Origin of the sequence: Dyadobacter frigoris (genome assembly GCF_005280585.1) — a bacterium.
GTDB classification, from domain to species: Bacteria; Bacteroidota; Bacteroidia; order Cytophagales; family Spirosomataceae; genus Dyadobacter; species Dyadobacter frigoris.
On record NZ_SZVO01000001.1, the window covers coordinates 577,481 to 599,299 of the forward strand.

The 21,819-nt window shown below is 37.3% G+C and carries 18 protein-coding genes; all 18 read right to left on the bottom strand.

Translation table 11 applies throughout. The annotated features are described in order from the left end of the window. Nucleotides 1-17 precede the first annotated feature (17 nt). Entirely contained in the window at nucleotides 18-776 is a 759-nt protein-coding gene (locus FDK13_RS02620) for a TerC family protein (protein ID WP_137338413.1), read from the bottom strand. A 316-nt stretch (nucleotides 777-1,092) separates the two neighbouring features. Next, entirely contained in the window at nucleotides 1,093-2,145 is a 1,053-nt protein-coding gene (locus FDK13_RS02625; protein ID WP_137338414.1) for an O-antigen ligase family protein, read from the bottom strand. A gap of 191 nt (nucleotides 2,146-2,336) precedes the next feature. Next, complete coding sequence (locus FDK13_RS02630) at nucleotides 2,337-3,464, bottom strand: glycosyltransferase family protein (RefSeq protein WP_137338415.1); 1,128 nt, start codon at nucleotides 3,462-3,464, stop codon at nucleotides 2,337-2,339. Next, nucleotides 3,461-4,594: a glycosyltransferase family 4 protein gene (locus FDK13_RS02635; RefSeq protein ID WP_137338416.1), complete on the bottom strand. Its 1,134-nt coding sequence runs from the start codon at nucleotides 4,592-4,594 to the stop codon at nucleotides 3,461-3,463. The genes FDK13_RS02630 and FDK13_RS02635 overlap by 4 nt, the downstream gene beginning before the upstream one ends. A 10-nt stretch (nucleotides 4,595-4,604) precedes the next feature. Continuing rightward, nucleotides 4,605-5,654, bottom strand: coding sequence for a glycosyltransferase family 4 protein (locus FDK13_RS02640; RefSeq protein WP_137338417.1), 1,050 nt, complete (start codon nucleotides 5,652-5,654; stop codon nucleotides 4,605-4,607). Between the two features lie 10 nt (nucleotides 5,655-5,664). Next, nucleotides 5,665-7,881, bottom strand: a complete 2,217-nt coding sequence (locus FDK13_RS02645; RefSeq protein WP_137338418.1) for a glycosyltransferase family protein — start codon at nucleotides 7,879-7,881, stop codon at nucleotides 5,665-5,667. Between the two features lie 315 nt (nucleotides 7,882-8,196). Further along, nucleotides 8,197-9,444 carry an ABC transporter ATP-binding protein gene (locus FDK13_RS02650; protein ID WP_137338419.1) on the bottom strand — a complete coding sequence of 416 codons (1,248 nt, stop codon included), beginning with the start codon at nucleotides 9,442-9,444 and terminating at the stop codon, nucleotides 8,197-8,199. Between the two features lie 2 nt (nucleotides 9,445-9,446). After that, on the bottom strand, nucleotides 9,447-10,301 hold the full coding sequence (locus FDK13_RS02655; protein ID WP_137338420.1) for an ABC transporter permease: 855 nt from the start codon (nucleotides 10,299-10,301) through the stop codon (nucleotides 9,447-9,449). 27 nt (nucleotides 10,302-10,328) lie between these two features. Further along, nucleotides 10,329-11,165 carry an SDR family oxidoreductase gene (locus tag FDK13_RS02660; protein WP_137338421.1) on the bottom strand — a complete coding sequence of 279 codons (837 nt, stop codon included), beginning with the start codon at nucleotides 11,163-11,165 and terminating at the stop codon, nucleotides 10,329-10,331. Next, the gene (locus FDK13_RS02665; RefSeq protein ID WP_137338422.1) at nucleotides 11,165-12,127 is read right to left on the bottom strand and encodes a Gfo/Idh/MocA family protein; all 963 of its coding nucleotides are present in this window, start codon (nucleotides 12,125-12,127) and stop codon (nucleotides 11,165-11,167) included. Before FDK13_RS02665 ends, FDK13_RS02660 begins: the two co-directional genes overlap by 1 nt. Next, entirely contained in the window at nucleotides 12,124-12,852 is a 729-nt protein-coding gene (locus FDK13_RS02670) for an acylneuraminate cytidylyltransferase family protein (protein ID WP_220417310.1), read from the bottom strand. Before FDK13_RS02670 ends, FDK13_RS02665 begins: the two co-directional genes overlap by 4 nt. Next, the gene (locus FDK13_RS02675; RefSeq protein ID WP_137338423.1) at nucleotides 12,849-13,730 is read right to left on the bottom strand and encodes an N-acetylneuraminate synthase family protein; all 882 of its coding nucleotides are present in this window, start codon (nucleotides 13,728-13,730) and stop codon (nucleotides 12,849-12,851) included. Before FDK13_RS02675 ends, FDK13_RS02670 begins: the two co-directional genes overlap by 4 nt. Before the next feature lie 23 nt (nucleotides 13,731-13,753). Next, a complete protein-coding gene (locus FDK13_RS02680) occupies nucleotides 13,754-16,174 on the bottom strand; it encodes a GumC family protein (RefSeq protein WP_137338424.1) in 2,421 nt (806 codons plus the stop codon). 4 nt (nucleotides 16,175-16,178) lie between these two features. Continuing rightward, a complete protein-coding gene (locus tag FDK13_RS02685; RefSeq protein ID WP_137338425.1) occupies nucleotides 16,179-16,916 on the bottom strand; it encodes a tyrosine-protein phosphatase in 738 nt (245 codons plus the stop codon). Then, the gene (locus tag FDK13_RS02690; RefSeq protein ID WP_170982694.1) at nucleotides 16,916-17,569 is read right to left on the bottom strand and encodes a polysaccharide biosynthesis/export family protein; all 654 of its coding nucleotides are present in this window, start codon (nucleotides 17,567-17,569) and stop codon (nucleotides 16,916-16,918) included. Before FDK13_RS02690 ends, FDK13_RS02685 begins: the two co-directional genes overlap by 1 nt. A 142-nt stretch (nucleotides 17,570-17,711) precedes the next feature. Further along, on the bottom strand, nucleotides 17,712-18,818 hold the full coding sequence (gene glf, locus FDK13_RS02695; RefSeq protein ID WP_137338427.1) for a UDP-galactopyranose mutase: 1,107 nt from the start codon (nucleotides 18,816-18,818) through the stop codon (nucleotides 17,712-17,714). Between the two features lie 147 nt (nucleotides 18,819-18,965). Continuing rightward, nucleotides 18,966-20,420: an OmpA family protein gene (locus FDK13_RS02700; RefSeq protein ID WP_137338428.1), complete on the bottom strand. Its 1,455-nt coding sequence runs from the start codon at nucleotides 20,418-20,420 to the stop codon at nucleotides 18,966-18,968. A 224-nt stretch (nucleotides 20,421-20,644) separates the two neighbouring features. Then, nucleotides 20,645-21,778: a tRNA guanosine(34) transglycosylase Tgt gene (tgt, locus tag FDK13_RS02705; RefSeq protein WP_137338429.1), complete on the bottom strand. Its 1,134-nt coding sequence runs from the start codon at nucleotides 21,776-21,778 to the stop codon at nucleotides 20,645-20,647. Nucleotides 21,779-21,819 lie beyond the last annotated feature (41 nt).

Genomic DNA, 21,819 nt, shown 5'->3' on the forward strand with positions numbered 1-21,819 from the left:
TCTTGCCCAACAGCTATTTAATCGACACGTTCATGCAATTTTACAGGACTTTTTGCTTTTTTATCAAGCTTCATATTAAGCAGCTCGACAATAAACGAAAATGCCATGGCGAAATAAGCATAGCCTTTTGGAATTTCGTAATGAAAAGCTTCGGCTACCAGCAGCGTTCCAATCATTAACAAAAAAGAAAGCGCTAAAATTTTAATGGATGGATGATTATTTACAAAATCGCCGATTTTAGCGGCAAAAGCGATCATAATAAATGTTGATGCAATTACGGCGAGTATCATAATAGGAATTTCTTTCACCAAACCAACTGCTGTTAAAACGGAATCAAAGGAGAAAATGATGTTCAAAAGTGCTATCTGAACTAATGCGTTTCCAAAAGACAAACCTGGTTTTCCAGAAGCCGGAGCATCAGAAGAAGGTATATGTTCCGTTTCTCCTTCCAGCTTGTTATGTATTTCTTTGGTGGTACTGTAAAGAAGGAATAATCCGCCTCCTAATAAAATTACATCACGGCCGCTAAAACCATGACCGAAGATAGTAACCAAATCTTCTTTCAATCCAATAACCCACGAAATGGCAAAAAGCAATGCAATTCTTAGTACTAATGCAATCAATAAACCATAGTTTTGAGCCCTTTTCCGCTGTGACACCGGAAGTTTTCCTGCAACTATTGTAATAAAAATGATGTTGTCTATACCAAGTACTACTTCGAGCAGGGTAAGTGTTAATAAACTAATTAATGCGTCTGTTGTTAAAAGTGATTCCATGGTTAAGATGGTGAGTTTTATGTTGTACGAAAGTAAGCAGGTGTTATGATTAAGAATATATTTTTTATGAGTAATAAAGTATTTTCGTGCCAGATTTTGCTTTTATTTAAAAAAAGCATTGTTTTAAGGGTAATATAAATAAAATCATAATCGAAAGTTTTTTTCTGATAACATTAATGTGTTATTTTGTGTTTCGGAAAAGTTATTCGATCAATCCAAACGAGATATAAAAGTATTAAAAATATAGTGTGTGTATAGTGTGAAACAGGGCATGAAAATTTTTTCATGTCTTTGTTTTTTTTGGGGAATTGAAAAATTATATTTTGAGATATTGTAAACCTCTTGGCAAAAGCCAAACGATCATTGTGTAAAGAAAAAATATCTGGCCAGGGATAAGATTATATTCCACCCAGTTTATCAGCAGGGTTGGAATAAAAAGAGTCAAATAAATTTTTGTCCATACTATATTTTTTATTCTTTCCGCCAATAGGACACTTCTTAGTATCACAACAAACAACAGTAAAGTCCCAGATAAGCCTGTTTCGGCTAATAATCCAACAAAAGTATTGTGTGCAGAAAGTCTGTCTGCATTGTTTTTTGTATTTTCTGTGATTCTGTTCACAGCCGCAAGACCTTCTCCCATAACAGGTTTTTGGTAAAATGCATCAAGATAAGTATCCCATAGTTTTTGTCTTTCGGAATAAGATGTTTCCTCCCTGCCCTGCACCAGGCCAAACATCCTTTCAATCCGGTATTTCATGTAAGAATCAGGAAGGGAGTCGAGAAAATCTTTACCGTTGGTGGAGTCTAACAATGAATATGATGTTATAAAAAGGAAGATTATAAGAAGAATCTGAGGTAATTTCAAAGGTAAATATAGCAGTGGTAAAATAAGTATAAGGCAAAACAGAGGGCTTCTGCGTGCTGAAAAATAGACAGAAACAAGCGAAATAATAAAAATAAGGACATAATAAAGCTTTTTTTTAAAGCCTACCGGGGTAAACCGTATTTTAATTAGTGCCATAATGCCCATAGTCATAGTAGGATAAGCCCAGAAAGTATTTGAGGCAAAAAATATATTCATCATCCCGCCTTTTGGTTTCAATAATATCAAACTGACCAGATCCAGAACCAGAATAACGAAGTTTCCACGCCAGAGTGTTTGCAGGATAGCGAAGGAAAATCTTGGAAGACTTTGATAAACGACGGCCGAGTAAGAGATAAATAATAAAATTGCCCAAAGTGAAAGTAATGTCCAGACACCATATAATAGATAGCTGGAAGTGTCCATACTTAAAATGCTGGAAAGCAGCCAGCTAATACTTAAACCAACTATATCAATATTTTGTATTAAAATTTTTGAGGTCAAATTTAAATTGAACCTAAGGGAATAAAATACAATCCAGACCGGAAGCAAGAATCTGAAACCGGAGATTAGATTCAGGAAATTAGATGGGTTTTCATGCCCCTGTAAGGAATACCTGAAAAAGGAATAATTTCCAATATTCAGTATGAAAAATAAAACGACAGGGAGAATAATATTTCTATTAATTCTTTCGGCTATAATTTGTTTTGCTGTAAGCACACTTCCAGATCTTTATATTCATTGGTGATTTGACAATTGTTTTCCGGGATCTTTTGCAGCTGATTTTTTATTATTTCTAACCTCTCAAAAGTGAGATTTTCCGAAAGGAATTCAATGACCTGATTTGTATTTTCAAGATTAATCTCAATAGCAATATTTCCTAATAATGTTGCCATGCTGGAATCTGCAGTGCCTTTTTGTACAATGAAAGGTTTTTTGAAATATAAACTTTCATAAAACCGGTTAGTTCTTGCAAAGCGATGATTGCCAATCATTTTTTCTGAAAAAGGATATACCGCCCAGATGACATCAACGGTGGAGTAAATAGAGCTCAAATCTTGCGGTACCTGATATGGGCCGAGATAATGGATACGGGTTGTCTCCTGAACAATTTTTTCATAATGCTTGGTCAGAGGCATAAATATTCCCCGTAAAATAATTTCAAAACCATGATTTTCTGAAAGTTTAATCAAGCAGTCAAGAGAAACGGGGCATCTTAAAACACCAAAATATCCGATCCTGATTTTTCTGTTCGGATCAGCAATTGCCGGAACGCATGGAAGAGACGACTTTTCAATTTCCTGTGGATGAATTTTATTTTCAATAACTAAATAATCAGGAACGGATATCTTTCTGAGATCCACATAATATTTTGTAATGAAATCAGGCGAAGTAACGACGAGAAGATCGATTTTTGGAATAGTTATTTTTTCAATCCATCTTATTAATTTACCAAAGATCGATTTGGAGAAAAACAATTCCCTGATGTCCGGCACTTCATAAATAATTTTAATTTTCTTAGCTGAAAAAGCACTGGAAATTAAGGCTATCAGCATTAAATCAAACCCAAAAACATATAGGAAATCGTTCGTTTTCGCATGTTTTGAAAGATGACTATAAAGCCGGTAGTAAACCTTTCCACGTTTTGTATACGAAACATGATCTACATTTCCGATTACAATTGGCATAAGCGGAGAAGTTGCGTGATAGTAATTCCGTAAAACCGTTATTGCCACAATGGATAAATTTAATTTTAACAAGGCATTCAACCGTGTTTGCTGATGTGCATCAGCCCAATTGTTGGAGATGAAAATCATTTTCATGGTTTATATTTTTCAAGAATTTTCAGAAAACGATCTATAACTTGGTCATGTGAGAAATTTTGACAAACAAAGTCATATCCATTTTGTTGTTTAATCAATCGCTCATCCGGGTTCTCGATTACATATTGAATTGTATTTGCCAAATCAAATGGATTATTCGGACTTACCATCCAGCCATTTTTGCCAAAATCCATTACTTCTGGTATTCCTCCTGCATTACTCGATATAACCGTTAATCCACGAGCCAAAGCCTCCATATTAGCAATTCCCAAAGCTTCCTGATTTGCGGGAATGACTAAAAAGTCATTTTCTTCCATCAGCTTTTTGACAGTTTCTTCAGGCGCGGGCCCTATGAAATTTATGGCAACATTTGACGATTTATTTCTGTCCAAAATCTCTTGTTTGCAGATCATTTTGGGCCCGATAATTTGCAGTTCCAGTGAAATATCTTTCAACAAAGCAAGCGCAGCGATTAAATCAAATAATCCTCCGCGTATAAAATCTGATTTAACAAACAGGATTTTGATGGGTGAATTTATCGATGAGAGCCGCACAGGACGTTTTTTGTCAATTCTGATCCCTTTATGTAAAAGATGAATTTTAGAAGGATCCGGACCATAAATTGACAAAAGAAAACCTTGTAAAAAGTGGGAATTAACAACAATTCCAGCTTCAAAAACGAAGGCAGCTTTTTCAAGATATTTGAAAATAAAATGGCGAAACCATCTGTGACTTCCATCAAAATTCCGCCAGGAAATTGAAGCACTGGTATCGTCATTAATCATGCCGATAACCGGTTTGTCTGATTTTATAGCGGACCAGATTCCGGTAATAGCGTTGTTGAAAACTACAATGTCAAACTCATATTCAGCCCTGAGGTCACGGCAGGCTTTGTAGTAGGGAAACATTCTGTATATAAATCCCCAGGTTTTGGTAAAGAAGCTCAATTTTAAATCTAACCGGAAAACTTTGTTTTCGTATTGGGCGAGGGAATCGATTGCAATATCCTCTGTTAAAATCCGGATTTCGAAATTTTTGTAGCGTGTGTTTATTTCCAGTAAGTAATTGGCAAATTTGGAAGGTCCGTTAACTACATTTTCAAATGTATTGGTACAGAAAAGTATTTTCATGATCGTGGATTTATACTTTTTTAAACAATACCAACAAATCGCGATAGCTTGGAGAATCCACTATTTTGAAATTTTCTATGCCAATTTCTTCCACATTAATTTTGTGAGCCAGAGCCATACAGGATTCCAATTCCTGTGGATTTTCAAATAGCAGATATTCCTGATAAGCTAATAAATCGGACGTCGTACCTGTCTTTAAAGTAATTATTGGTTTCGCAAAAGACATCGCCAGGTCAATACTTCCGGAATGATCAATTCTTGTAAAAGGCAATACAACAACATTGGCTACGTTGAAAAAATATTGAACTTCATCTTCCGCAATAAACCCGTCATACAAAATTATTTTTTGGGAGCCGTATGCCAATTTTACAAGTTGTGAAAGATATTTTCTATCCGAACATTCTCCTGCAATGAGAAGATAATCGCCGGATTTCTCCACTGCTTTAAAAGCCAGGATCAGGTTTTCGAGGCCTTTGTATTTTTTTATTTTACCAAAAAATAGATATACAAAGTCTTTTTCTGTGATATTAAAATAAGCCCTGCTTTCTTTTTCGGATATGTTATTGAGATAATAATGGTGATAAGGAATGTCTTGAATTATGTAGATATCGCTGGATAAGATCCTGAATTTCTTTACAACCTCCTGTTTTACAGTTTCCGAATAAACTCTGATTTTTGAACACCGTCTTAGAAAAAAACCGTAAAAAATCTGCTCCCAGGCCAACCAGAATCCGCCATGATTTTGAGTATTATGTAACGTATGAATGAAAGGAATTTTTCTAAAAAAACACAGATAGGAAATTTCAAAAACGAAAAAAAGCGATTTTATAAAACTCCACAGAAATGTTTTGCCGATCAGATAACTATGAACCCAGTCGAAATAAATTATTTCCGGATTGAATTGATTTACAGCTTTATAAATACTTCCCAGTTTCCTCTTGCTGCCAATGAATACCTCAAATCCATGACTTCTCAGAAATTTAATCATCTCATATTGAAAGGGATTTTGAGGCCCGGCATCAGGCAAAATCAATATTTTTTGAAAGTGTTTGTATCTCAATGACTATTATTTAAAGACTTTCATCATTAATTAAATATTTAATTCCTTCAAGCTCATACCCATACCGGATTCTGCCAACATAATGTTTGCAAACACTCTCCTTTGGTATTTTTTCAAAGGACACGTCATATTCTTTCGGAAAGTAGGCCGTATGCGTTTTGGAAATTTGTGCCAGCAAAGCCATAAATGTCTGTTCGAGCCTGTAATCAGCCTGATGTTTATGAAAAAACGGATGCTTTAACCATAGTTCGATTTGATAGAGATCAATATCCTTTTTGTTCATAGTCCACAAACCTGCATTAATTCGGGGTGCAGGAGAAAAACCAATTTCTCTTTTGATGGCTGAAGAACTTGAAATATAAGCATCTGCCATATCCTGGTTGAAATAATTTGTGTTGGTCCCTGTTTCCAAAGACTGAATATATTTTTCCGGATATCGAAAAAAGAGAACATCTGAATCCAGGTATCCGATCCGATCATTTTGTGCCCAAATTGCCGTATCAATCAGTTTCAAAGCCATCACATGTTTTTTACGGAATTCGAGGATATTGGGATAGGCGAATAATTTTTGACTTGCTATAAAATCAGCCACATTTCGGCGTACGACCAATGTCCCTGGAAAATGATGATAAATCGTTTCTTCCATTTTATCATCCAAAGTGCCGTCGTCGTGAAATGTAAAGGAATGGCCCGTTTGCCCGAGATGATTTAGCTGCGCTGCTGTAATGATTGCCATTTCAAAATCACGTTTGCAAATGAGCATGTGTATTTCCGATTGATCTTCGTCAACTTCGTAAATAGGTAAACGGCTAATCATTTCTTGTCGCAATTGCCTTCTAAACACGTTACGAACCTCGTTGAGGATACGCAGTGATATCCGGCCGGAAATGGTCGGAGCAGAAATCATGGGCAGTAACGGAGATGCAATGAGTTTCATAGGGCTAATAAGTTGGTATTGTTGATGTTTTATTATCGAAATAAGCCTTTCTGCTAAAACCGGCAAAGAATGCAGTGGCGTGGCTAACTGATTTTTTTGATTTGAATATACTTCCAGCTGTCCGCGAGCAAGATTTTCAAAAACAGCAATGAGCTCGTTGTAGCTTTTAATTACAAGAGAGTCAGTTGTATTGAGATATTTGTCATTCTGATATTGGTGAACAAATCCGTGTAACAAGGCATCTTTTTTTTGATCCGCAATAGCAAGCAAAAAGGAAGGAGTATCGAAATACATGGCTTCATAGCCCATTGTAGTACCAAAATGGAGGAAAGCGCTGGCATTTTTAATTGTTAAGAATTTGTCGTTTGAAGAAATACTATCATCAAAAATTACATTTGGTAAAGTCGTTAACAACTTGTAAATAGTTATGTTTTTTTGAAATGGATAGGGGCGGATAACCAGTTTCCAGTCTGGTAATGTCGCCTTCAAAATGTCCGTAACTTGATGACAATATTTTACTTCCTGGCGAGCTAATGCATCATAACCTGTCGCAAATCCGAGGTATATATATGGAAAATTATAAGGACTATTTTCAATGCCGGTTTTTCCAGCGTTGAGAAATTGTTCAATGGAAGCGAATTGAGTAGCCCCCAAGACTTGAATTTTCTCTGATTCTATTTGCTGTAATGTGATCAGATCCTCTTTAATTCCTTCATTCCAAACAAGATAATTTGTTCGTTTTGAAAAAGTTTTCATTTTGCACGGATGATCCCAGCTGTATACATAAGTCCAGACAGGTTTATTTTCCTGAATTAATTTGGCAAAGATCCAGTCATTTGAAATTTCTGTAAAACATACAAAGACATCAATGTCAGTTTCGAATTCAAACTGCATTTTTAGCCATGAAAGCCCATCAAGATATTGATCATAACTTATAATTTTTGGACTCACTTTACTCAATGACAACAAAGACGCCTGTATAAGTTTAGACCATTTTCTGTAAGAAGAATTTAATAACTTGATATGCTCAGTCAGATAATAATTGTTGCTGCTGGCTGGAAGCCGACCAAATAAGAGGTAAGTGTATTGCCATATTAATTGAAAAAATCTTGAAATTCCTGAGAATACCGGAATAGGAACGACGGTTATATCAGGTAATAATCTACCTATTTTCTGCGCTTCTGATTCCTGGATATAAGCCACAATATCATGTTCATGACCTAATAGGTCAAGCAAATCACGTAAGTCCATACGCGTGTCAAGATAGTGTGCCAAAACTCCTATTTTCATTGCGATTTTGAAAAATGTACAACCCGACTTTGTTAAAAGAAATTTATTAACGGCTGATAGTCAGAAGATTTTCATTTGCAGAAATAGTGGGCTTTCTGGCTGGTTGAGTAGTGAAGTTTGTATTAGAGTTCGTATATATTAGATTTCAAAACGAATTTTTGGTCACATATTTTGTCGTTTTAAATTGGCAATTCAGGAATTTAAAAAGCTTAAAATCAATTTTTGAAAGTTCAATTCGATGATTTATAGCTGGAAAGGTATTTTATTCGATTTAAGACTAATTGAAATTTGAATATTTTAAAAGTGAAAAACGTGTTACACAGGTAAAATTCTGACGTTCATTTGATTCAAAATCAAACCTTTATTTTTTGTATTAAGAAAAGAATGTTGAAACTGCGTTTCTTCAAAAGTTATAAAAATTGGTTCTTCAATATGTTGAATAATGTGATTGTTAATAGACAGTGAAATAATTATCTGATAAGTACCGACACCATAAACGATATCATTTTCAGAAAAAACGGCTTCATAATTTCCGTTTTCAGCATGAAAAGGTTTCGAAAAAATACTTCTTAGCAGAATATTATCTGATGTCAGAAGACCAACTGCCACAACCAGATCGGAGACGGAATAATGTGTCCGAAAACCAATTTTTAACTGCCAGAAATCCATGATCGAAAAGGTATTGTTTAACTGATTTTTGCTATCCGTGATTTTTAAAGATGTAAAACATGCTTCATGGTTTTCTTTCGCATCAAAATAAAACTCATTTTGATTGTGGGTAAGGATATTAAGGTATTGATTTATGGCAAGATCAGTTTTTCCCTGATATTCCAGTTTTCCGTTTTTTAGAAAAATGCATTTAGAACAAAGTGATTTAACAGATGCCAGGTTATGACTTACAAAAAGTACGGTTCTGCCTTCATTTTGACTCACATCTTTCATTTTTCCAAGACATTTTCGTTGAAATTCCGCATCACCAACGGCTAAAACTTCATCAATAACTAATATTTCCGGCTCCAAATGTGCCGCCACCGCAAAAGCAAGCCGGACATACATGCCTGATGAATAACGTTTTACAGGAGTGTCGAGATAGCGTTCAACACCGGCAAAGGCGACAATTTCATCCAGTTTATTAAGGATTTCACTTTTTCGCATACCAAGAATTGCGCCATTCAAAAAGATGTTTTCACGGCCGGTGAGGTCCGGATGAAAGCCGGTTCCAACTTCGAGCAGTGATGCTATTCGTCCTCTGATGCGAATTCTCCCACTTGTTGGTTTTGTGACACGGGACAAAATTTTTAAAAGTGTCGATTTTCCTGCGCCGTTGCCTCCAATAATTCCTAGCACCTCTCCTTGTTTTATTTCAAATGAAATATCCGATAAAGCCCAAACTGTTTTATCAGAATGTTTTTTCAAAACTTCTCCAATTTTACTGACAGGATCAGACTTTCCTCTCGAAAGCGCCCACCATCTGGAAAGATCACGGGAAATAGTTCCGGTTGAGATTTCACCGAGCTTATATAGCTTCGAAACATTTTCGAAATGAATGACAGTTTTTGCCATATTTATATTTTATCCATAAAAGTTTTTTCAACTCTGTTGAAAATGATAATACTGAAAAATAAGCTTATTGTCATAAATAACGTGCTGTAAATCAGGTTGTAGGATGAAAAATTCCCGTTGCTGGTGAAGGCATAGCGAAAGGCTTCGACAATGCTCGTAATCGGATTTAATAGCAAAAGCCATCTGTATTTTTCTGAGGCAATTTCAAGAGGATAAACAATTGGTGTTGCATACATTAGCAATTGTATTCCAAATTGCACTAAAAATCGTAAGTCCCGATATCGGGTCGTCAGGGAGGAAATCAGTATCCCAAAACTGAAACCCAATCCTGACATCAAAATAATGTAAAGAGGAAAGAGCAAAATAGTGATGTTGGGACTTGTGCCGGGTGTTTTTTGAAATAAGAAATAAAGCCAGGTAATCAAAAAAAGGCTAAACTGAATGAAAAATTTAAGAAGACTGGAAATGACGATTGAAATGGGTGTTACCATTCTTGGAAAATATACTTTACCGAATAAATTCTGATTGGCAATAAAGGTCTCAGAAGTTTTGAGAAGGCATTCCTGGAAATAATTCCAGACCGTAATTCCGCCCAGATAAAACAGGATTTTTGGAGAACCTCCGGTTGAGATTTTCGCCATATTGCCAAAAATTGTGACGTACATAAGTGTAGTCAGCATAGGTTGGATAAAAAACCAGAGGGGGCCCAAAATCGTCTGTTTGTAAGTGGCCACGACATCCCGCCTGACAAACAAAAATATCAGGTCACGATATTGCCAGAGCTCCCGCCAGTTTATATCAAATAGTCCCGTATAAGGGATTATTTCCAAGTCCCATTTTTCTTCCGAATTACTCATTTGATAATCTGATATTAATAATTGATTTTACCAGGCCGTCCAGCCACCGTCCACAGTTAGCAGCGATCCGGTCATATAACCGGAAGCATCCGAGGCCAGGAAAGTAAATGGTCCGATCAGTTCTTCGCGATCGCACATTCTTCCAAGAGGAGACAATCGGGCAAAGTTTTGCAGAAACGGTTCCTCATGATTATTGTAAATTCCATGCGGAACAATAGCGTTGCAGCGGATTCCTTCACGGGCATAAAAAGTTGCCAGGTATCGCGTGAAATTGGGAACAAAGGATTTGGAGGCGACGTAATCTACCGGTTTGAAATTCTGATTTCCGTCTCTGAAATCGTATAGATTTTGATTAGGCGAAACGATAGAATAGGTTGACGCAACATTGATAATATTTCCTGACTGTTGCTTAATCATTTGTTTACAAGCATATTGAGTTATCAGTATTGTTCCGGTCAGATTAATTTCAACTGCTTTTCGAAGTAAATCAATTGGATAATTTTCAAAGCGGCTGTGATTGACTTTTCCGGAAGATTCTTGATCGAACTTAGCATCAAGACCCGCGTTATTAATCAGTACATCCAACCTGCCAAATTTTTGAATGATTGCGATCATTGTTTGCTGACAGCTTTCTTTGTCGGCAATATCCAGCGTTTGAAAAAGGAAGTGGCTAGCCGGAAATTTTTTGGAAATTTCACTTTCAAGCATATTCTGTTTGCTTTTATCAATGTCCGCCAGGATAACGAATGCACCCTGTTCAAGAAATGCAGAAGCAATAGTTTGTCCAATCAAACCATAAGCACCGGTGACGAGAATAACTTTTCCGGAAATAGATAAAGAAGCGTGTGTGTTATAAGTTTTCATTATTGACAAATACTGATAATTACTTTTGATTCTTCAATTGACCGCAAGGACGCTTCCCGAAAATTTCCTTCGTTAATTTGCCTAAAAAAATGTAATGTTTGCAATTCATAAAGCTGATTTCTGTCGAAATCAGGAATCGTATTGATTATGGTTTCTTTCTGATGATAAGTTGTATTTACTGACTTGTAATAATCATATTCGATTGATCCTTCATCAAATACAAAGCGATACCAGCGTTTTGTTTTTTGCTCATGGAAATTGACATGGCAATGTGCGGTAATGCCATTTTGATAGCCAATCGAAATATCAGCTCCTGATTCCACATTTATTTGGAGAGAGGACCTGTAATTTTTTAAAGTTTGCCATTTGTTTACGGGACTTCCGGAAAGCCAGTTTACCAAATCTATATCGTGACTCAGCGTAAGTGCGGCTCCTCCACCCAACTCTTTTCTTGCCGCATAAGAACTTTGATAATCCTCCCAGGGATGCCAATCAGGCAAGTATTCTCCCCAGTATGTTTGCATTCCAATCAAATTTCCCATTTTCCTGTTTTCAACAAGCGATTTAATATTTTGGAAAAAGTCGTGATAACGAAGCATATATGCCAGCTGAACGTAAGTGGTATTTTGGATTGCTGCTTGCAATAATTTATCATAATCTGTCAGGTTGTGTGATAATGGTTTTTCAACCAGAACATGAATTCCTCGTTCCACACAAAATAAAGTCTGCTTCAAATGTTGAAAAGTTGGCGTACAGATGATCGCTGCTTTCGGTTTTATTTCATCTATTCGGTTTAAATCAGTGAAAATATTGATTGTTTTTGCGTCAACATTCCGAAGAGCGAGATTCCGTTGGCGATAAATCCAGATGTTGGAATAACCACATTTCTGAAGAATATGAATATGTCTTTCCCCGATAGAACCAGCACCAAAAATCAGAATCGGATCATCTTTTTTAATCATGACACAAACTTTACGCAATCATATTTCAGGATCATTTCTTCTGCACGTTTAAAACTTCCCAGGTCATCAATATCCACTGCAAACTGCTGTTCAATGATATAGGGAAGGATATTTTTTCCAGACATTGATTTTCGCTCAGTAATCACGTCGGTACGAATGACATCCAGTGTTCCGATCTGCCAATAAATTTCAGGCAAATTCTGGCGCGGTTGATTGTAGGATTCTCTGATAATATCTTGTTGAAGTAAGGGCTGCATTTGTGCGCTTGCTTCATCCAGCACCCACATTTTGAACGGCGTGTGAAAAGCCGGGGTAACAATTCTTAAACTATCAGCTTCGGAACTTTGCATTTTATGAATACAAATTTCAATATCATGAAGAAAACGAACCGGAGAAGTTGGGCGAAATTGTACGACCAGGTCCGGTTTGTAATTTTCATTCATTTCAAGCCAATCCAGTGCGTGCGTGAAAACTTCCAGATCCGTGCTTAAATCATTTGCAAATTCTGATGGCCGAATAAAGGGAATTTCGGCTCCGTAGGATCTGGCAACCTGCGCGATTTCTTCGGAATCGGTTGAAACAATCACTCGCGTTACAGACGGGGAGTCTAATGCCGCTTTTATGCTGTAAGCAATCAAGGGATGTCCGGCAATGGGTTTTATATTTTTTCCGGGAAGCCCTTTGCTGCCACCTCTTGCGGGAATGATAGCCAGAATTTTTTTCAATGTGTGTGTGATTTTAATTTGTCACGCTGGATTTTTTCAATAGTAAGAATATCTGCCGACTTGAAATTTAAGGCCTCGTACGTATGATGAAGATCTCTTGCAAGTTTTTGCAAACCAGTCACTTCCAGAGAAGCGGCATGATCAGTGCCTTTCCAGGTTCGGTCTTTGGTAAAGTGTCGCTCAATCCATTTTGCTCCAAGCGTGTAGGCTGCAACATCTATTGCAATGCCTAAATGATGTCCCGAAAAGCCGAATTCTTTTATTCTGCTTTTAAAATGGAAATACAATTTTCTCAATTCCAATAGACAAACATCCCTGAAATCAATTGGATATCCGGAAGTGCAGCTGTAAAGAATTAGTCGGCTTTTCGCCTGATTTGTTTCTTCAAAAAGCTGTATTATTGTTTCAATTTCTTCCCAGGTAGTCATACCGACGGAAAGATGAATGTCTGCGGAATAATGATCACGGAGCAAAACCAGCATTTCAAAATTGCAGTTACTTGCGGCGGGGACTTTTATAAAATCAGGTTTTAGCGATATGATTTCCTCCGCAGAAGTAGTATCCCAAACCGAACAGGCATAACCGATACCGAGATATTCAGCGTACTTTTTTAGTTCTATATGTTGATCAATGTTGAATTCCAATACTTCACGATGCTCACCATAAGTGGCACCATAAGATTGATAAGGGACTGGATGTGGCGCGCCATATTGTTCTTTTGTTAATAATTCCTTTGGATTGCGTTTTTGAAATTTGGCATAATCTGCTTTGCATTCTTTTGCCAAACGAATTAATTCTTTGGCAACATCCAGATTGCCCAGGTGATTGCAGCCAATCTCTGCGATGATTTTTGGTTGTTGATAATTCAAATAATTCATATGGTGTGTGTGTCATGTTTAAGTCAATCATGTAATCCAAGCCTCTTCTTTAAGTTGGTGATCTTACTTTTTCCTTGTTGATTGAAATAAGTTTTTCCCTGATAATCATAGCCATATTGATGTGTATAAGATTGAGAAGATGTTACTGAATTATATAAATTGTCAGGATAAAAGTCATTTACGATCACTTCAATTTTGTCAATCTCATAATCCAATGCCAACTTTTCAGGAAGTTGAGAGGCGTCTTTATCAGAGTATAACCATCTTAAAATAAATAGCACAATGTGACTTTCACGTAGCAGTGGGACATTATCAGAAACCAACCCGACAGGAGCAGAATCCAGAAAAACGTAATCATACTCTTTTCTGCAATGAACCAGCAAATCCTGAAATAAATCCTTTTGTAAAAGTTCAGCCGGATCGAAAGGGGTAGGGCCAGCAGGAATATAATCCAGGTTTGCTATAGATGAAGATTTTATCAAATCCTGTAAATCTGTTTTTTTCTGCAAGTAATTACTTAAACCCTTTTCGTTTGGATCTTCAAAAAAATAATGTAGCTTGGACCTTCGTAAATCGCAGCCGATAATGATTACCTTTTTACCGATTTTTGTAAGCGATAATGCAAGATTAACCGAAACAAACGTTTTGCCTTCACCAGATTGCTGAGAGGTGACCAAAATCTGTTTTCCCTTTTCCTGGTGCAATTTCTCATTTGATTTTGAAAAACTTAACCGGGTTCTAAGGGTGCTAACGGATTCAGTAAAGATGGATTGATCGGATAAAAAAGTGTTCAGATCGAACTTACTTTCTTTGCCGGGCTTGTGTTTAAAATGATGAATAAGACCTAATAAGTGCACATGTCCGGAAGCATTTCTTAAATCAGTATCAACAAATTTCTTATTGAAATAGCGGGTAAGAAAGATGGAAGATATACCTGTTAAAAAGCCAAGAAATAATGACAGCGTAATAATTTGAACTGGCTTCGGGAATATTTTTTCAACTTCCATCAATGTAATAATTCGGAATGAAGGTAACATTCCGGCTCTCACAATAGAAGATTCAATTTCCTTATTCAGCAATAAGGAATAAATATTTTTATTGACTTCAAAATTGCTTTGAAGGTACAGGAAGTTTTTTTCAAGGGCCGGAATCTGTTTGAACTGCTTTTGTAAAGATTCCAGATTCTGATCTAAAATTCTGATTGTACCCGCATTTTTTTGTTTTTGGAGTAAAATATTATCCAGTATTTGTCGTCGGAATTTACCAAGTTCTTCATCCAGGTTTTTAACGACAGATGAATTAATGCTATATTTCATCAATAACTCTTTTCGTCTGGAAATCAGGGAATTAAATTGATCAAGTAATTCTACAAGCACGGCGTCTGTTGTTCCGTCCAGCCCAACGGATAAATAATTAACCGGCTCAAATGTATTTCCAAGATTCTTTTCAAGTGTTTGTATATAGGCTTTTTGAATCTCCGACTCATTTTTTCGCTGTTCAATATCACGTGTTTTTTCAGAAATCCCGATGGCAGAAGCACTGACATCGAAGACAGCATTTTTCTGTTTAAAAATCTCCAATTTATGGGCTGCTTCTCTCAAAGCATCGGAGTAAACTTTTAGCTGATCGTCAATAAAATGAAGTGTAAGATCTGAGGATTGCTGTTTTTGGCGAAGGTCATATACTTGATAGGATTCGAGTAATTTTTCGAGGAAATCTTTGGCAAAGGGTTTATTATGATGTTTAAAGGAAACGGTAAGAACTGGCATTTTGTCCTCAATTTCAATAATTTCAATCCGTTTGATAAAGTCCCGGGCTATGATTGACGGGTTATTATAAACAAATTCGATGTCGAATTTTTCTGTGATATTTATTTGTTCAACTTGGAAAGATAAACCGGGTACGGAGCAAATTGTGCCCTTGGCGAGCTTGAAAGTTTTAATGTAATTCTCAGATTGATAAGAAAATTTTAGCGCAGGATCGATTGAGAATTTCCCTGTTTTAAATTTCAATTCATCAAATGAGAGTATCTTGATAGTAAGTGGTTTGTATGGGTAAATATCAATGTGCCGGAAGTCTTTTAACCGGTAGAAGGTAAAGGGATACCGAAGTTTTGTCAAGGCATTTTCGACTACTTCCTGAGATTGAATATTATATTTTTCAGTTAAATATTCATTGCTTCCATCGTTGATCAGGTAAGTAGGTTTTGTACTTGTAATTTCATCGAGCTCGGTTTGTTTATCAAGGTATTTGAGATTAATGGACGCAACATATTTTGGTTTAACAAGTTTCAAAAAAAGAAAACAGCTGATACCAAAAAAGAAAAGTGATCCGGCCACCCAATACCAGCGGCTAAGAATCACTTTGAAAACCTTTTGGAAATCCAGGGAGTCAGAGTGATTAAGAAATTCTTCAAAAAAAGCACTGTCATTCCCTTTCTTCATTCGGTTAGTCAGATTGTAAAGTATGATTCAGCAGTTTGGCATCCTTTAAACTTTTGAAATAGGGATTCTCAACCGCCTCTTTTATATACTTATACTGACTTACGCGGTGAAGGTCACTTCCAAGTGCTCCAATCCAGCCTTGTTGAATGAGTCTTTCTGCTGTAATTTGCTCTGTTGGCCCATATGCACCGCCTATGGAAAGTAAGTTTATTTGAAAAATTACACCTAATTCATAGATCTCCGCATAATGCTCAGGCTTATTATGCCAGGCCTGATATCTTTCAGGATGAGCCACAACCGGCTGATAACCCTGCAATATCATTTCTTTCAAAATATCCTTGAAATATGGCTGATCATGTCTTAGCGATGTTTCAACCAAAACATAATTTCCTGAAATAGGTAAGATTTCTCTTTTTTGAAGCAAGGTCAAAAAATAGTCATCCGCAAAATACTCAGCGGCATATTTAATTTCCAGATCAGGATATTGCTCCTTTGTGACATTTGTTAGTTCCATCCACGCATTGTGAATTGACTCCCGGCTGTTTTTAAAGAAGTCAATCCGGATGTGCGGCGTGGCAATAATCGTCCTGATTCCTGCCCGGTAATGTGAATCAATAAGTGACAGACTATCTTGCATATTTTGGGCTCCATCATCAATCCCTGGCAATACGTGCATGTGGAGATCAAGACCTAGTGAGCTTAAAATTCCTGAATTCGCGGTTTCAATTATAGTGGATATCATTACCTGGTAATATTTACAATGAGTAAAGCGAGGTTTAGCGCAATCAATATTGGTTGAAGAATGACGAGTTTCCGTGAAAGTCTGACGGAGCGAATTCCTTCTCTGGAAGGCGGAATATAAACGACATCATTGTCGTAAATCAGAAGATTTATAATGCCAGGATCTCCCAGCTGTTGAAAATCGTATTCAATTATCTTCTGCTCTTTTCCATCTCCACGAATAATCTGAATGGTATTTCCAGCCTCGTTATATTTTATTCCACCAGCTTTTGCCAAAACTTCACCTAATGTTTGCGTCTCTTTATCCAACGTTACAAGACCCTGAATGGTGCAGGCGCCTAATACTTTTACCTGTAAATTAGTGATTTCAACTTCAAATATCGGATCTCTTATGATGTTCTTATATCGGGAAGTAAGTGAATCGGAAAGCTGTAGTCGTGTTAAACCTGAAACACGAAATCTTCCGATTTCGGGCATACTGATATTCCCTTCCTCATTTACCTGAACCAGATAGCCACCTTGGGAAATTGATTGACCGTTTTGTATTTTATCAGGTTCGGGAAATAATCGGGAAGTCCAGTTAAGATTATGAATCAACAATCTGTTGCCGGGCTGAATCAAATAAGCACCTGTACTTTTTTGTACAGGTGCCATTATAAGCTTTTCGGAAATTATTGAAGGAGATTTTTTTTGTGTCGTGCAGCTGATTACAAATAGCAATACAGCGACACAGAAGTTGATCCGTGAAAACATATGTAAAATTGCCCGAGGGCTTTATAGTATGTGTTTTTTTGTTTTACTCGCCGAAATGAACCTTCACTTTTTTCAAAGCCGATCCTACAACCTGGTGCATATCGTAATAGCGATATTCTGCCAACCTGCCGCCGAAAATTACATTATCCTCATTCTGTGCTAATTCCTTGTATTTGCTAAAAACTTCTGTGTTTTTATCGTCATTCACAGGGTAATAAGGTTCTGCACCAGTTGTCCATTCTGATGGATATTCATGCGTAATTACCGTTTTCGGCTGCGTACCGAATTCGAAATGTTTATGTTCGATAATTCTTGTAAATGGCGTTTCAGCATCCGTATAGTTGATCACGGCATTTCCCTGATAATTTTCCTGATCCAGCAATTGGTTATCAAAACGCAGGCTGCGGTATTCAAGCGAGCCGTGGCTGAAACCAAAATATTCGTCGATTTGGCCCGTATAAACAACGGTTTCTGCAAGTGCACTCAGTTCTTCACGATTTTTGAAAAAGTCAGTATCCAGTCTTACCTCAATGCCTTCCAATAATCCTTCGGTTAACTTATTATAGCCGCCGATTGGAATTCCCTGGTATTTGTCGTTGAAATAATTATTGTCATAAGTGAAGCGAACCGGTAACCTTTTGATAATAAAATCGGGAAGTTCAGTCGCCTTTCTTCCCCATTGTTTCTCGGTATATCCTTTGATCAGTTTTTCATAAATATCAACACCAACCAATGAAATGGCCTGCTCTTCCAGATTTTTTGGATCTGTGATTCCTGCTTCTTTAACCTGTTCCTGAATTTTGGCTTTTGCTTCTTCCGGCGTACGCACCTTCCACAACTGGTAAAAGGTGTTCATATTAAAAGGGAGATTATAAAGTTCGCCCTTATAATTTGCTACCGGTGAATTGGTATAGCGGTTAAATTCTACAAAGGAATTCACATAATCCCAGATATTCTTATCGTTGGTATGGAAAATATGCGCTCCGTATTTGTGTACATTAATACCTTCAACATTTTCGCAATAAGTATTTCCTCCTGTGTGGGGACGTCGGTCTATTACCAGACATTTTTTTCCTCTTTTGGTAGCTTCATGTGCAAAAACAGAGCCCCAGAGCCCTGCACCAACTATCAGATAATCATATTGTGCCATGCGTAATTAATGTGAGTGGTTTTTATTGAAGTGATTGTGTATTTTTTTGATTTGGTATAAAATTTAAATATCAACGCAAATCTAGTGATTTGAAATAAGAAAGGCTCCCATTGGGAGCCTTTCTTATTTATTGAATTCTTTTATTCCTTATGGAAGAAGTTTCAATTCTACACGACGGTTTTTCAATAAACCATCACGAGTTGAGCTTTCAGCGATTGGTTTGAATGAACCGAAGTAGTCAACGATTACTTTACTAGCATCTTTCAAACCAGCTTCGTTGATCAGGAAGTTTTTCACTGCATCTACACGACGGCGGGAAAGTGCCATGTTGTAACGATCCGTTGCACGACGGTCTGCGTGACCAGCCAATTGCAGACGACATCCGTTTTTGTTCATCAACGCAGCTACATTTTTCAACATATCCTGAGATTCAGGTTTAAGCACGTTTTTGTCTGTATCGAACTGAACGTTAGCAAATATTTCGCTACATGCTGCACCAGTTGCAAGTGCATTTTTTACGTAAGTGTCAAAGTCAAGAACACGACCGCTACCGTCAACAATACTTCCGGCTGGAGAATTTGGTTCTTTATCGAAGAAGTCAGAAACACCATCACCATCAGTATCAAGAAGCAATCTTGGATCGATATCTTTTGGACGGTTTGCTTTTGCAACAGAGTCCATTTCTTCAAGTGTAAGAATCTTAACAGGTCTCAACAATACTTTTGGATCTGTGTAACGCAGGTGGTAATATCCTCCTTCGTCTGGCTTGTAAGCCCATTTTCCATCCTCTTTCTTAACTTTAAGAGGTTTCTTGCCAAGTTTGTAAGTCAATACAACTGAACCGTAACCGTAGCTATCCAGTTCAGAGTTTCCTTTGTGTGAAGTCTTAGCATCTTTGATAGAATTCAGGTTAGGTGTTCTGTCATAGTCACCACCCCATGTTGCATCAAGATAATCAGAATTTGTATAGTTCAGACGGAAATCGAGACCAAGATCAAGACGTGAAGTCAATTCATAATTGATTGCAAGACCTGTTGGAATGATCCAGTCATTTTTCTTACCTGTTTCGCGAAGTTTAACACCGCCGGTAAGATCATAAGCTTTGGAATCGTAGAAGATTTGACCAAACCCAACGTAAGCGTCAACTTTCCAACGTTTCATTTTATTTGGTCCCATCAATAACCCTTTAAGGTTAACAGTTCCTGATAAAGAGACGTCCTGATATTTTCCTTCAAAATAACGGTTGTAGTTACGACGTTTCATACCGCGCAAATTACCGATGGATCCGTCAAGACGAGCCCCAAACAAATACGAAAGTTGTTTGTTAATCGTTAAGCCTCCTTGAAAAGTTCCTGATTCTTTGTGGCTGTCGGTGGTGGTTTTGTTAACAGGCCAGAAATCGTATTCTCTCAAATCACCGAAAAACATAGAAGGACCTCCATGGATAGCAATCGACCATGTGTTAAGTTTGTAGGGACCGTCATACGTAGCTTTTGGATTGTAATCCGGAGAATTCGGCTGCTCCAAGGGCTGAGCTAGTGAAGGCAAAGCCATCAATGACCCCAAGGCAAGCGAACAAATCAACTGGGATACTTTTTTCATACTATTCAAGTTAGCGTTATTAAGATTAACTAGGATTGATCTTTAATAATCAATTATAATAAAAACAATATATTATTTCCGTGGCCAGATAACTAATCAAAATGCCTAGTGGGCACAAAATTAGGTTAACAATGTCATTTTATCAACCCCTATTTATGAAATAGCGGAATTTAACTGTAATTAAAGCAAATTCTTTCCGAAAGAAATGTTCTTTTTCCAATCTTTCAAAGGCGTTGCATTAATTTTTTTTCAATTCCAGCCTTCCAGGAGCTAAATGTCCCATCTATTATTTTTTCTCTTGCCGTATTTACCAACCATAAATAAAAGGTCAGATTCTGAACACTGGCAATCTGGGCTCCCAACATTTCCTCTGATTTTACCAAGTGACGAAGGTACGCTTTAGAATAGAATGTACTCACATAACCTCCCAGATTTTTGTCAAGAGGTGACAAGTCATCTTTCCACTTTTCGTTCTTGATATTGATTATACCTTCGGTAGTAAAAATCATGCCATTGCGGGCATTCCTTGTCGGCATTACGCAATCGAACATATCAACACCCAAAGCAATACATTCAAGAATATTCGCCGGTGTACCTACACCCATGAGGTATCTGGGTTTGTCTTTTGGCAAAATGTCGCAAACAACCTCGGTAAGTTCGTACATAATTTCCGCAGGCTCTCCAACAGAAAGTCCGCCAATTGCATTTCCCTCACGTTCATATGATGCAATGACTTCAGCCGATTGTTTTCTAAGGTCTTTATATACACTTCCTTGCACAATTGGAAAAAGAGTCTGACTATGATTGTACAAAGGTTGGGTTTCATCAAAACGCGTGCAGCAGCGGCCAAGCCACCGGTGCGTCATTTCCATGGAATTACGCGCATAGGTAAAGTCGCAGGGGTACGGTGTACATTCATCAAATGCCATTATAATATCTGCTCCGATTGTACGTTGTATGTCCATCACACCTTCTGGTGTGAAAGTGTGTATCCCACCGTCAATGTGTGACTTAAATACCACACCCTGCTCGTTGATTTTTCTCCCCGTGCCCGCAAGTGAGTAAACCTGATAGCCGCCGCTATCGGTAAGTATCGGTTTGTCCCATCCATTGAATCCATGCAGCCCGCCAGCTTTATGAATAATGTCCAACCCGGGACGAAGATATAAATGGTAGGTATTTCCTAATATGATCTGCGCTTTTATATCGTCCTTCAACTCCCGCTGATGTACCGCTTTCACAGTTCCGGCCGTTCCAACCGGCATGAAAATCGGCGTTTGAATTGTTCCGTGGTCTGTTTCCACTAGTCCTGCACGTGCTTTTGAGTGCTGGTCCTGGGTTTGTAAGGTAAACTTCATTAATGGTAATATACAAGATGAGTCTGCAAAAATAGGTGGAA

Bases quoted from the DNA above. Each gene is read 5' to 3' on its own strand.
- FDK13_RS02690 (WP_170982694.1), bottom strand. From the start codon at position 17,569: ATGGCACCTGTACAAAAAAGTACAGGTGCTTATTTGATTCAGCCCGGC.
- FDK13_RS02655 (WP_137338420.1), bottom strand. From the start codon at position 10,301: ATGAGTAATTCGGAAGAAAAATGGGACTTGGAAATAATCCCTTATACG.
- tgt (WP_137338429.1), bottom strand. From the start codon at position 21,778: ATGAAGTTTACCTTACAAACCCAGGACCAGCACTCAAAAGCACGTGCA.
- FDK13_RS02645 (WP_137338418.1), bottom strand. From the start codon at position 7,881: ATGAAAATAGGAGTTTTGGCACACTATCTTGACACGCGTATGGACTTA.
- FDK13_RS02630 (WP_137338415.1), bottom strand. From the start codon at position 3,464: ATGAAAATGATTTTCATCTCCAACAATTGGGCTGATGCACATCAGCAA.
- FDK13_RS02660 (WP_137338421.1), bottom strand. From the start codon at position 11,165: ATGAAAACTTATAACACACACGCTTCTTTATCTATTTCCGGAAAAGTT.
- FDK13_RS02680 (WP_137338424.1), bottom strand. From the start codon at position 16,174: ATGAAGAAAGGGAATGACAGTGCTTTTTTTGAAGAATTTCTTAATCAC.
- FDK13_RS02635 (WP_137338416.1), bottom strand. From the start codon at position 4,594: ATGAAAATACTTTTCTGTACCAATACATTTGAAAATGTAGTTAACGGA.
- FDK13_RS02675 (WP_137338423.1), bottom strand. From the start codon at position 13,730: ATGAATTATTTGAATTATCAACAACCAAAAATCATCGCAGAGATTGGC.
- FDK13_RS02665 (WP_137338422.1), bottom strand. From the start codon at position 12,127: ATGATTAAAAAAGATGATCCGATTCTGATTTTTGGTGCTGGTTCTATC.
- FDK13_RS02650 (WP_137338419.1), bottom strand. From the start codon at position 9,444: ATGGCAAAAACTGTCATTCATTTCGAAAATGTTTCGAAGCTATATAAG.
- FDK13_RS02685 (WP_137338425.1), bottom strand. From the start codon at position 16,916: ATGATATCCACTATAATTGAAACCGCGAATTCAGGAATTTTAAGCTCA.
- FDK13_RS02620 (WP_137338413.1), bottom strand. From the start codon at position 776: ATGGAATCACTTTTAACAACAGACGCATTAATTAGTTTATTAACACTT.
- glf (WP_137338427.1), bottom strand. From the start codon at position 18,818: ATGGCACAATATGATTATCTGATAGTTGGTGCAGGGCTCTGGGGCTCT.
- FDK13_RS02700 (WP_137338428.1), bottom strand. From the start codon at position 20,420: ATGAAAAAAGTATCCCAGTTGATTTGTTCGCTTGCCTTGGGGTCATTG.